This window comes from Aeromicrobium sp. PFPM2_SD2 (assembly GCF_057364525.1).
In genome coordinates this window covers 1-11,003 of record NZ_JBNFNZ010000039.1, presented here as the reverse complement: position 1 = coordinate 11,003, position 11,003 = coordinate 1, and the positions used below count along the sequence as shown (strand labels likewise).

The 11,003-nt window shown below is 71.6% G+C and carries 11 protein-coding genes and 1 pseudogene; 4 read left to right on the top strand and 8 right to left on the bottom strand.

Features of this window, described 5'->3' with window-relative positions; genetic code table 11:
• Positions 1 to 311 (bottom strand): MATE family efflux transporter (locus tag AC2W7G_RS03875; protein ID WP_485867278.1); only part of this gene is annotated, 311 nt, incomplete at its 3' end.
• Positions 312 to 634: 323 nt separating this feature from the next.
• Between AC2W7G_RS03875 and dnaB the strand changes: the two genes are divergently transcribed.
• A complete protein-coding gene (gene dnaB, locus AC2W7G_RS03870; protein WP_485867277.1) occupies positions 635 to 2,047 on the top strand; it encodes a replicative DNA helicase in 1,413 nt (470 codons plus the stop codon).
• Here dnaB and AC2W7G_RS03865 read toward each other — a convergent pair.
• Positions 2,038 to 2,331, bottom strand: coding sequence for a DUF4287 domain-containing protein (locus tag AC2W7G_RS03865; RefSeq protein WP_485867276.1), 294 nt, complete (start codon positions 2,329 to 2,331; stop codon positions 2,038 to 2,040). The genes dnaB and AC2W7G_RS03865 overlap by 10 nt on opposite strands.
• A gap of 69 nt (positions 2,332 to 2,400) precedes the next feature.
• Here AC2W7G_RS03865 and AC2W7G_RS03860 point away from each other — a divergent pair, with 69 nt between their 5' ends.
• Positions 2,401 to 3,063 (top strand): DedA family protein, encoded by a 663-nt coding sequence (locus AC2W7G_RS03860; protein WP_485867275.1) that lies wholly within the window; start codon positions 2,401 to 2,403, stop codon positions 3,061 to 3,063.
• Between the two features lie 3 nt (positions 3,064 to 3,066).
• Here AC2W7G_RS03860 and AC2W7G_RS03855 read toward each other — a convergent pair whose 3' ends face one another.
• Positions 3,067 to 4,068 carry a cytochrome d ubiquinol oxidase subunit II gene (locus tag AC2W7G_RS03855; protein WP_485867274.1) on the bottom strand — a complete coding sequence of 334 codons (1,002 nt, stop codon included), beginning with the start codon at positions 4,066 to 4,068 and terminating at the stop codon, positions 3,067 to 3,069.
• The gene (locus tag AC2W7G_RS03850; protein WP_485867273.1) at positions 4,065 to 5,456 is read right to left on the bottom strand and encodes a cytochrome ubiquinol oxidase subunit I; all 1,392 of its coding nucleotides are present in this window, start codon (positions 5,454 to 5,456) and stop codon (positions 4,065 to 4,067) included. The genes AC2W7G_RS03855 and AC2W7G_RS03850 overlap by 4 nt, the downstream gene beginning before the upstream one ends.
• A gap of 126 nt (positions 5,457 to 5,582) precedes the next feature.
• Here AC2W7G_RS03850 and AC2W7G_RS03845 point away from each other — a divergent pair, with 126 nt between their 5' ends.
• Together AC2W7G_RS03845 and AC2W7G_RS03840 are read left to right on the top strand one after the other, a co-directional pair.
• On the top strand, positions 5,583 to 6,248 hold the full coding sequence (locus AC2W7G_RS03845; protein WP_485867272.1) for a VOC family protein: 666 nt from the start codon (positions 5,583 to 5,585) through the stop codon (positions 6,246 to 6,248).
• Positions 6,249 to 6,358: 110 nt separating this feature from the next.
• Positions 6,359 to 7,831 carry an NAD-dependent succinate-semialdehyde dehydrogenase gene (locus tag AC2W7G_RS03840; RefSeq protein ID WP_485867271.1) on the top strand — a complete coding sequence of 491 codons (1,473 nt, stop codon included), beginning with the start codon at positions 6,359 to 6,361 and terminating at the stop codon, positions 7,829 to 7,831.
• A 96-nt stretch (positions 7,832 to 7,927) separates the two neighbouring features.
• On the opposite strand, the gene AC2W7G_RS03835 is transcribed toward AC2W7G_RS03840, so the two are convergent.
• The 4 genes and pseudogenes from AC2W7G_RS03835 to AC2W7G_RS03820 form a co-directional block, all read right to left on the bottom strand.
• On the bottom strand, positions 7,928 to 8,491 hold the full coding sequence (locus AC2W7G_RS03835; RefSeq protein ID WP_485867270.1) for an NYN domain-containing protein: 564 nt from the start codon (positions 8,489 to 8,491) through the stop codon (positions 7,928 to 7,930).
• A 16-nt stretch (positions 8,492 to 8,507) separates the two neighbouring features.
• Complete coding sequence (locus tag AC2W7G_RS03830; protein WP_485867269.1) at positions 8,508 to 9,200, bottom strand: ABC transporter ATP-binding protein; 693 nt, start codon at positions 9,198 to 9,200, stop codon at positions 8,508 to 8,510.
• Positions 9,201 to 9,561: 361 nt separating this feature from the next.
• Positions 9,562 to 10,464, bottom strand: a pseudogene (locus tag AC2W7G_RS03825) (ABC transporter transmembrane domain-containing protein); the annotation flags it as partial.
• A complete protein-coding gene (locus AC2W7G_RS03820) occupies positions 10,464 to 10,799 on the bottom strand; it encodes a YbaY family lipoprotein (protein WP_485867268.1) in 336 nt (111 codons plus the stop codon). The gene AC2W7G_RS03820 and the pseudogene AC2W7G_RS03825, both read right to left, overlap by 1 nt.
• Positions 10,800 to 11,003: the final 204 nt, after the last annotated feature.

Here is an 11,003-nt window from a genome sequence, read left to right as displayed (position 1 = left end):
GCCAGGACCGCGGCGAGCACCGTGCCGAGGCCGGCGGCGAGCCACACGCCGCTGACGCCCTCGCGACGCGCCCCCGCCACGTCCCCCCGCGCCTGCAGCCGCGCGACGGTCGCCGTCGTCCCGTAGGCCAGGAAGATGCACAGGCCGACGACGGTGCCGAGCACGGTCGAGGCCACGGCGAGCCCGGCGAGCGGCACCGTGCCCAGGTGCCCGACGACGATCGTGTCGGCCAGCAGCATCAGCGGCTCGGTGACCAGCGCGGCGAACGCCGGCACCGCGATCGTCACGATCCGGCGGTCCATCTCACGCATGGGGACAGCCTGCCGTGTCGACAAGTCTGCACCGACGGCCGGGCCGGGAGATCTTTCTTGTGTGCACACCGTGTGCACCGCGTTCGTGCAGGTCAGAGGCGGTTTGAGCGCCTCGCGCGGCGCTTCGTCCCCAGGTTGTTCCACAGACTGTGCACACAGGTTCGCGGCGTTTCCCACAGCCGTGGACGACCTGTGCACAGGGGGTGTTCACGACGGGCTTGGAGACCACCCGGCGCGCGTCCTACGGTGACGCGTCGGACCGGCGCACGATGGTTGTCAGAGGTGCCCGGCAGAGTGCGTGCGGACGAGAGGGGACTTGCTGCGTGAGCGTCACGGATCTGTATGCCGCCGAGCCGGAGCCGGAGGAGGGCGACCTCGGTCGCGTCCCGCCGCAGGACATCCCGGCGGAGCAGAGCGTCCTGGGCGCCATGCTGCTGAGCAAGAACGCGATCGACCCGGCGACCGACATCCTCGAGGGGCGTGACTTCTACCGCCCGGCCCACGAGCTGATCTTCGAGACCATCTCCGACCTGTCCCAGCGCGGCGAGCCGGCCGACGCGATCACCGTCGCCGCCGAGCTCCAGCGCCGCGGCGAGCTGGCCAAGGTCGGCGGCGCGCCGTACCTGCACACGCTGGTCGCCAGCGTGCCGATCGCCTCCAACGTCGACTTCTACGCCGAGATCGTCCGCGAGAAGGCCGTCCTGCGCCGCCTGGTCGAGGTCGGCCAGCGCATCGCGCAGATGGGCTGGGCCGAGCAGGGCGAGATCGCCGAGGTCGTCGACCGCGCCCAGGCCGCGGTCCTCGACGTCGACGGCGCGAGCGCCGCCGAGGACTACCGGCAGATGACCGAGCTGATCCCGGAGACCATCCAGGAGATCGACGACATCCAGAACCGCGACGGTGACATGGCCGGTCTGGCGTCGGGCTTCCCCGAGCTCGACCGCCTCACCACCGGCTTCCGTCCGGGCCAGATGATCGTCGTCGCCGCCCGCCCCGGTGTCGGCAAGTCCACCCTCGGCCTGGACTTCTGCCGCGCCGCCGCGATCAAGAACCGCAAGACCTGCGCGATCTTCAGCCTGGAGATGTCGGGCTCGGAGATCGCCATGCGTCTGCTCTCGGCCGAGGCGAAGGTGGCCATCCACCACATGCGCGGCGGCGGCATGTCCAAGCGCGACTGGGACGCGATCAGCCGCGCGATGCCGCAGGTCAACGGCGCGCCGATCATCATCGACGACAGCCCGAACCTGACGATGCCCGAGATCCGCTCCAAGGCCCGGCGCATCAAGAAGCAGTTCGGGCTCGACCTGGTCGTCATCGACTACCTGCAGCTGATGAGCTCGGGCAAGAAGGTCGAGAACCGTCAGGTCGAGGTCTCGGAGTTCTCGCGTGCGATCAAGCTGCTGGCCAAGGAGCTCGAGGTCCCGGTCGTCGCGATCAGCCAGCTGAACCGTGGCTCGGAGCAGCGCACCGACAAGACGCCGATGATCTCCGACCTGCGCGAGTCCGGCTCGATCGAGCAGGATGCCGACATGGTGCTGCTGCTGCACCGTCCCGACGCCACCGGCGCCGGCGAGTCCGAGCGTCCCGGCGAGGCCGACATCATCGTGGCCAAGAACCGTTCGGGCCCGGTCTCCAAGGTCGCGGTCAGCTTCCAGGGCCACTACTCGCGCTTCACGCCGATGGCCCACGACGACGCGGGCGGCGGCGGCGCGGCCGCGGGCGAGTTCTACGGCTGAGCGGGCTTCGTCGCCTTCCCGTCGAGCCACAAGGTGTCGGACACGTCGCGGTGGCTGCCGCTCGTGCCGACGTGCTTGTCGCTGATCTGCGGCCCCTTGGTGATGACGTGCACCATCGCCATCCCGTGCCCGCGGCCTAGCTCGTAGTCGGCCTTGAGCCAGTCGAGGATCTCACCGGCCTTCGTGCCCGGCCCGTACCCGCGGGCCCCGGCATCCTCGAGCAGCTGGCGCGGGGTGCGGCCGGTCTTGTCCTCGATCGCGTCGAGGTACGCCTGGAACGACATGGCCGGATCATCGCGCGGACGCGGGTGCAGTCACAGGATCGCCTCAGGCGTCCCCGCTAGTCTCGCCGGGTGACTTCCCTCGTCCTGACCGAAGCCGCTCCCGGCGCCCCCACCGACGGCCTCGCCGGGTGGGTCGTCAGCCTCATGGACGCCCTCGGCCCGGTCGGGGCCGCGATCGCGGTCGGCATGGACAACGTCTTCCCGCCCATCCCCAGCGAGATCATCCTGCCGCTGGCCGGCTTCGCCGCCGCCCAGGGCACGTTCAGCCTCACCGCCGCGCTGGTCGCCACCACGCTCGGCTCGGTGGTCGGTGCGCTGCTGCTGTACGGCTTCGGTCGCGCCTTCGGACGTCCGCGCGCCGCCTGGGTCTTCGAGCACGTCCCGCTGCTGAAGATCGAGGACCTCGAGCGCACCGAGGCGTGGTTCGCCAAGCACGGCTACAAGGCGATCTTCTTCGGCCGGATGGTGCCGATCTTCCGCAGCCTCATCTCGCTGCCCGCCGGGGTGGAGAAGATGAACGTCGGGCTGTTCCTGCTGTTCACCACGGCCGGCAGCTTCCTGTGGAACGCGATCTTCGTGATCGCCGGCTACCGGCTGGGCGCGAACTGGACCGAGGTCGAGCCGTACGCCGACACCTTCCAGAAGCTGGTCATCCTGGCCGTGCTCGTGGTCATCGCCGTGTTCGTCGTCGTCCGCGTGCGCCAGCTGCCCCGCTTCCACCGGGAGAAGTAGCCCTCAGCCGCGGCTCCACCGCTCGGTCTGGGTCAGCCGGAACAGGTAGACGAGCGGCGGCAGGACGACGAGCCCGGCCAGGACCACGACGACGAGCAGGGCCCGCAGGGTCGCCGGCGCCCCGGCGCCGTCCTCGATCGTCACCTCGTCGACCAGCAGCCAGGGGTACTGCCCCACTCCCCAGCCGGTGACGACCGAGCCGACCGCTCCGACGGCCGCGAGCCGCGCGATCCCGTAGCGCCGCCGCCACAGCAGCACCAGGGTCGCCGCCCCGCACACCGCCGACAGGACGATGAGCGGCGCCGCCTGGCCGCGCACGCCCTCGCTGAGGGTCGGGGCGTCGTGCTGGAGCGGCAGCAGAGCCACCAGCACGACCACGCCGGTGAGGACGCCCACCCCGAGCGTGCGGACGCGCAGGCGCGACGCCAGGTCCGGCTGGCCGGCGCGCTCGGCGTCCGCGGTCAGGAAGGTGCCGGCCAGGAAGACGCAGGTGCCCACGGCGATGAGTCCGCCGAACAGGGACGTGGGGTGCAGCCACGAGTCCAGCACTGGGCCCTCGCCCTCGGCCGGCACGCGTCCGGACGCGATCGCCCCGGCCACGGTGCCGAGGAAGAACGGGGTGATGAGCGAGCTGGTGGCGAACACGGCACCGAACAGCCGGGCCTGGCCGAGCGTCCCGGCGTACTTGCGGAACGCGAAGCTCGCGCCGCGCAGGACGATGCCCAGCAGCGCCAGCGCGAGGGGGAGGATGAGCGTGGTCGTCGCGGCGGCGAACGTCTCGGGGAACGCCGTCCACCACATGACGAGCACGTAGATGAGCCAGACGTGGTTCGCCTCCCACACCGGGCCGATGCTGTGGTCGACGAGCAGGCGCACCCGGCTGCCCTCGCGCGCGTCGCCGGCGGTGAGGTCGTAGAAGCCCGCGCCGAAGTCGGCCCCGCCCAGCACGGCGTAGCAGACCACGCCCACGAAGAGGGCGACCGCGACGACCACCGCGACGCTCACGACGAGCTCCTGCGCGCGTCGGCCGGCTCGGGCCCGTACGGCACGGGCAGGTCCTCCTCGCCCGCCCGCCAGCGCCGGGCCATGGAGCGCAGCACGACGACGGCACCCACGGTCATGAGGACGTAGACCAGCGTCGTGACGCCGAGGCTCCACCACAGGCCGTGACTGGTGCTGGCCGCGTCCTCGGTGCGCAGCACCTCCCACACCGTCCAGGGCTGGCGGCCGACCTCCGTGGCCACCCAGCCGCACTCCATCGCCAGCACGGCGAGCGGTCCGGCGACGACCGCCGCGCGCAGGAACCAGCGGTGGTCGGTGAGGTGCCGGCCGCGCCAGCGGGCGAGCCAGAACGACACCACGGCCAGCGCCAGCAGCGTGCCGATGCCGACCATGGTCTGGAACGCCAGGTGGGTGATGTTGACCGGCGGCTGGTCCTGCACGGGGATGGTGTCCAGGCCCTGCACCGGCTTGTCGAACGAGCCGCGGGCGATGAACGAGCCGATCCGCGGCACGTCGATCGCCCCCCGCACCTCGCCGTCGACCAGCAGGCCCCCGAGGCGCAGCGGCGCGGGCTGCTCGGTGGTGGTCGCCAGCTCGAACGCGGCCAGCTTGCTCGGCTGCGTCTCGCCCAGCCGCAGGCCGAGCACGTGCCCGACGAACGGCTGCACGACCGCGGCCACCGAGGCGAACACGAACGGGACGGTGAACCCGAGGCGGTGGTGGCGGTCGACGCGTCCGCGCAGCATCCCGGCGGCGTAGACGCCGGCCACGACGAAGCCCACGACCATGAACGCCGCGATCCACATGTGGGCGAACTGCAGCAGGGCGCCGTCGTTGAACATCGCCCGCCAGGGACGCACGTCGGTGACCTCGCCGTCGACCATCCGGAAGCCGGTGGGGTTGTTCATCCACGCGTTGACCGAGACGACGCAGAACGTCCCGACGACCCCCGCCGCGGCCATCGGCACCAGCATGAGCAGGTGCAGCCGCGGGGCCATCCGGTCCCAGCCGTACAGGTACAGGCCCAGGAAGATCGCCTCGACGAAGAACGACAGGCCCTCGAGCGCGAACGGCAGGCCCAGCACGTCACCGAACGGACCCATGAGCCCGGGCCACAGCAGGCCCATCTCGAAGCTGAGCACCGTGCCGGACACCGCACCGATCGCGAACAGCACCGCCGAGACCTTGGCCCAGCGCCGGGCCAGGACGAGCGCGCCGGCGTCCCCGCGCACCACCCCGCGGAAGTGGGCCACGAAGATCATGGACGGGAACGCGACGCCGAAGCAGGCGAGCACGATGTGCCACCCCAACGACAGCGCCATCTGCTGGCGCGCCGGCATCAGGCCGGGCGGCTCGGCGACGAGCAGGCCGAGGGCGTGCAGGGTGTCCATGGCGCCTCGCAGCGAGAACGGGAGAGGCCTTCAGTGCACCACGGGCGGTCCGTCGGTGCCAGGGCGAGCGGTCCCAGCGCGCGAGACGTCTGGACGCTGTCGGTGGCGCGGCGCACGATGGGCTCCATGACCGCGATCACCACCGCCGAGGCGGCCGCCGGCGTCGACCCGCGCCACTGGACCGTGCAGGACGGCACGCTGCTGGCCAGCCTCGACACGTCCGACTTCGCCCACGGGCTGGAGCTCGTGACGCTCATCGGCGACCTGGCCGAGTCCGTCGACCACCACCCCGACGTCGACCTGCGGTACGGGTCGGTTCGTGTGCGACTCGTCTCCCACGACGTGGGCGGGCTCAGCGAGCGCGACGTGCGCCTGGCCCAGCGCATCTCGGCCCTGCTGGACGAGATGGACGTCACCGCCACGCCGCGTCCGGCCCAGACGCTGCAGGTCGCCATCGACACCCGGGACGCCGCGCGCATCCGCCCGTTCTGGGCCGCCGTCCTCGGCTACGAGGAGCGCCGGCGCGGTGACGCGATCGACCTCGTCGACCCGACCGGCGTCGGGCCCACGATCTGGTTCCAGCCCATGGACGAGTCGCGCACGCAGCGCAACCGCATCCACCTGGACGTGTGGGTGCCGGCCGCGCACGCGGACGAGCGGGTGTCGGCCGCGCTGGCCGCCGGCGGGCACCTGGAGACGTCCGAGCACGCGCCGAGCTGGTGGGTGCTGGCCGACGCCGAGGGCAACGAGGCGTGCGTGTGCACGTGGCAGGAGGAGCCCGACGAAGTGTGAGGTGCGGCCCGGCGACCTAGCGTGGGGAGCATGAGCGAGCGAAGCGAGCGACGGATCAGGAATCTCATCGGCGGACGTCCGTACCGTGCGATCTTCACGGAGGTCGGCCGATGAGCGAGCGAAGCGAGAAGAGCGAGAAGAGCGTCGTCGAGTCCGTGAAGCCCCAGCTGTTCATCGGGGGCGAGTGGCGGGCCGCCGAGGGCGGCGGCACCTTCGCCGTCGAGGATCCCTCCACCGGCGAGACGCTGGTCGAGGTCGCCGACGCGACCCCCGCCGACGGCAAGGCGGCCATCGACGCCGCCGTCGCCGCGCAGAAGGAGTGGGCCGCGTCCGCGCCGCGCGACCGCGGCGAGATCCTGCGCAAGGCGTTCGAGCTGATCGTCGAGCGCACCGACGAGATCGCCACGCTCATGACGCTGGAGATGGGCAAGCCGATCAGCGAGAGCAAGGCCGAGATCGCCTACGGCGCCGAGTTCTTCCGCTGGTTCTCCGAGGAGGCGGTGCGCGTCGCCGGCCGCTACTCGGTCTCGCCGAACGGCGCGACCCGCCTGCTGACGCTCAAGCAGCCGGTCGGCCCCTGCCTCATGATCACGCCCTGGAACTTCCCGCTGGCCATGGGCACCCGCAAGATCGGCCCGGCCATCGCCGCCGGCTGCACCATGGTGATGAAGCCGGCCAGCCTCACGCCGCTGACGATGCTCTACCTGGCCGACCTGCTCGCCGAGGCGGGCCTGCCGAAGGGCGTCCTCAACGTCGTCACCACGAAGTCGACCGGCGACGTCATGGAGCCGATCATCCGCGACCCGCGGCTGCGCAAGCTGACGTTCACCGGGTCCACCGAGGTCGGCCGCTCGCTGGTCGAGCAGAGCGCCGACGGCCTGCTGCGCCTGTCGATGGAGCTCGGCGGCAACGCGCCGTTCCTGGTGTTCGGCGACGCCGACCTCGACAAGGCGGTCGACGGGGCGATGCTCGCCAAGATGCGCAACATCGGCGAGGCGTGCACGGCCGCGAACCGGTTCATCGTCCACGAGTCCGTCGCCGAGGAGTTCAGCCGCCGCCTGGCCGAGCGCATGGCCGGGCTGAAGGTCGGCCGCGGCACCGAGGACGGCGTCGACGTCGGCCCGCTCGTCGAGGCCAAGCAGCGCGACAAGGTCGCCGAGCTCGTCGACGACGCCGTGCAGCACGGGGCGAAGACGCTCACCGGCGGCAAGGCCGTGGACGGCGCCGGCTACTTCTACGAGCCGACGGTGCTCGTCGACGTCCCGCAGGAGGCGCGGGTCTTCCGCGAGGAGATCTTCGGCCCGGTCGCGCCGGTCTTCACCTTCCGCGAGGACGAGGAGGCGATCGCCATGGCCAACGACACCGAGTTCGGCCTCGTCGCCTACGCCTTCACCCAGGACTACCAGCGTGCCATCCGCGTCTACGAGGGCCTGGAGACCGGCATGGTCGGCATGAACCAGGGCATCGTGTCGAACCCGGCCGCGCCGTTCGGCGGCGTCAAGGCGTCCGGCTTCGGCCGCGAGGGCGGCTCCGAGGGCATCGAGGAGTACCTCGAGACCAAGTACGTCGGCCTCGCCCTGTAGGCCCTCCGGCACGATCCGGACGCGAAGGCACCACGATCCGCTGGATCGTGGTGCCTTCGCGTCCACATCTCGGCAGCGCCGAGCCGCGGTGAGGTCCTACAGGAAGTCGAGCGGGTCGAACTGGTCGATCGGGATGACCCGCAGGCGCGGCAGCACGACGTTGAACGCCTCGACGTCGTGCTCGAGGTCCAGCAGCTCCAGGCCGCGGTGCTCCAGGGCGTGGAAGCCGCTGTTGCGGAACTCCTCGAACCCCATGACGCCGACCCGGCGGTCGCCGTCGACGAGCGTCTCGATCTGGGGCAGGAAGTCGCCGTCGTTGCTGGCCAGCATGACGTCGTCGTCGCGCTGCGCGATGGCCTCCAGCGTGCGCTGGATGGCCATGTCGACGACCTTGTCGTCGGGCCCGCCGGACAGCGGCACGGGACGGTAGCCGATCGCGATGAGCGCCTGGACGAACGGCATCGGCAGGTCGCCGTTGACGGCCAGGAAGAACAGGCCCTTGACCGGCTGGTCCCAGTGGCCCTCGGCGAAGCGGAGCAGGCGGTCCCAGCGGGGACGCTCCTGCGGCTGGGGGCGGCGGCCGAAGATCGACTGCCCGAGGGTCGCGTCGATGTTCTCGCCGTCGACGAGCAGGTAGGTCACGGTGCCGGCGTCGTCCATGCCCGCAGCCTACGGCTCAGAGCGGGACGTCGGCCCGGCGACCGGCCGGGCCGACCGGCTTCGTCAGCTGCTCGCGGTAGAGCCGCGCGTACAGGCCCTCCTCGTTCGCGAGCAGGTCCTCGTGCGTGCCGGACTCGACCAGGTGCCCGTCCTCGAGGCCGTAGATCACGTCGGCCTTGCGGATGGTCGAGAGCCGGTGCGCGATCGCGATGGTCGTGCGCTCGCGGGTGGCGCGCTCGAGCGCCTCCTGGACGAGCCGCTCGGTCTCGGTGTCCAGCGCGCTCGTGGCCTCGTCGAGGATGAGGATGCGCGGGTCCTTGAGCAGCACGCGGGCGATGGCCAGGCGCTGCTTCTCGCCGCCGGACAGCCGGTAGCCGCGCTCCCCGGTGACCGTCTCGTAGCCCTCCGGGAAGCTCATGATCCGGTCGTGGATGTTCGCGTCACGGGCCGCGCGCTCGATCTCGGCGGCGCTCGCCCCGGGCTTGGCGTAGGCGATGTTCTCGCGGATGGTTCCGTGGAACAGGTACGGCTCCTGGGTCACCATGCCCACCGCGTCGGCCAGCGACGACAGCGTCAGGTCGCGCACGTCGTGGCCGTCGATGAGCACCTGGCCCTCGGTGACGTCGTAGAAGCGCGGCACGAGGTAGGACGCGGTGGTCTTGCCCGAGCCGGACAGCCCGACGAGCGCCGCGAGCTGGCCCGGCTCCACGACCAGCGAGACGTCGCGCAGCGCCCAGCCCGAGCCCGGGACGGCGTCGGCGTCCTCGATGCGCTCCTGGCGGCCCGGCGTCGCCGAACCGTGCCCGCCGGGCGGAGCCGGTGAGCTCACGCGGCTCGGGGTAGCGGAACGAGACGTCGCGCAGCTCCACGCGTCCGCGCAGGGTGGCCGGGTCGAGCGCGACCGCGCCCGGACGCTCGGTGATGGCCGGCTCGAGGTCCAGGTACTCGAAGATGCGACGGAACAGCGCGAGGGACGTCTGCACGTCCAGGGTGACGCGCATGAGCTGCAGCAGCGGCATCTGCAGGCGGGACTGCAGCGTCGTGAACGCCACCAGGGTGCCGGCGGTGAGCGCGTCCTCGCCGCCGGGCAGTCGTCCGGTGATGAGCAGGCCGGCCACGAGGTAGATGAGCGCCGGGGTGATGGCGAAGAAGGTCTGGACGGTGGCGAAGAACGTCCGGCCGGTCATGGCCTGCTCGACCTGCAGCCGGGTCTGCTCGCGGTTGGCCTCGCGGTAGCGCTCGACCTCGGAGTCGGCGCGGTTGAACACCTTCGACAGCAGGATGCCCGAGACGCTCAGCGCCTCCTCGGTGATCGCGGTCATCTCCGACAGCGACTCCTGCGTGCGGCGGGCGAGCCGCTGGCGCCGGCGTCCGACCTGGAGCTGGATCCAGACGAACAAGGGCATCAGCACGAGCGTCAGCAGCGTGAGCTGCCACGACAGCAGCAGCATCGACACGACCGCGGCGACGACCGTCACGGAGTTCTGCACGATGGTCGTGGCGGTGTCGGTGAGCACCGTGCGGACACCGGCGACGTCGTTGGCCAGCCGCGACTGGATGGCGCCGGTCTTCGTGGCGGTGAAGAACGCCAGCTCCATCTGCTGCAGGTGGGCGAACAGGTCGCCGCGCAGGTCGGCCATCGCCGAGTTCCCGATGGTGGACGTGAGCCAGTTCTGCCCGATGCCGATGAGCGCGGTGACGACCGGGATCAGGCACATCGCGGCCACGAGGACGCCCAGCAGGCCGAGCCGCGGGTCGCCCCCGTCGAGCGGGAACAGCGCGTCGTCGAAGACGGCCCGGGTGAGGAACGGCACCAGGGACGTCAGCGCGGCGGCGACCACGACGGCGACGAGCACCAGTCCGATGCGTCCGCGGTAGGGCCGCAGCAGCCGGGCGATGCGGGGCAGGACCGGCTCGTCGCGGGCCAGGTCGTCCTTCGTCAGGTGGGTGACGACAGCACTGGAGCGCGGCATCAGTCTCCGGCGCCGCCGTCGACACGGGTCAGCGCGAGCTCGCTCTCGTCGTCGCGGACCTTCTTCAGCTCCACGGTGCCCCACACGCCGACGGTGCTGTTCAGCCGTCCCCACAGGAACAGGCGTTGGGGGTTGCGCACGTCGGCGACGTCGGTCTGCAGCGTCACCTCGACCGGCATGGAGGTGGTCTCGACGCTCGTGGCGGCCAGCACCTCGCTCTTGGAGTCGACGAGCTTGACGGTCACGACGGCGCCGCCGCCCAGGCCGACCCGTTCGGGGATGGTCACCGTGACGGGGACGGCGAGGACGGAGGGGCGGCTGGGGTCCTGGGTCACGCCCCGATCGTAGTCCCGGGCCGGGTGGCCCGCCCGGGCAGACAGAGGGTGTGACAGCCTTCAGGCACCCCTCGAGAGGAGCACGACGTGACCGAGCAGCCGACCCCCGACTTCGGGACCGTGGCCGTCCTGGGCGGCACCGGACCGCAGGGCCGCGGCCTGGCCCGTCGCTTCGCGACCGCCGCGTCCGCGTCGTCCTGCGCC

Bases quoted from the DNA above. Each gene is read 5' to 3' on its own strand.
- AC2W7G_RS03840 (WP_485867271.1), top strand. From the start codon at position 6,359: ATGAGCGAGCGAAGCGAGAAGAGCGAGAAGAGCGTCGTCGAGTCCGTG.
- AC2W7G_RS03845 (WP_485867272.1), top strand. From the start codon at position 5,583: ATGACCGCGATCACCACCGCCGAGGCGGCCGCCGGCGTCGACCCGCGC.
- AC2W7G_RS03850 (WP_485867273.1), bottom strand. From the start codon at position 5,456: ATGGACACCCTGCACGCCCTCGGCCTGCTCGTCGCCGAGCCGCCCGGC.
- AC2W7G_RS03835 (WP_485867270.1), bottom strand. From the start codon at position 8,491: ATGGACGACGCCGGCACCGTGACCTACCTGCTCGTCGACGGCGAGAAC.
- AC2W7G_RS03865 (WP_485867276.1), bottom strand. From the start codon at position 2,331: ATGTCGTTCCAGGCGTACCTCGACGCGATCGAGGACAAGACCGGCCGC.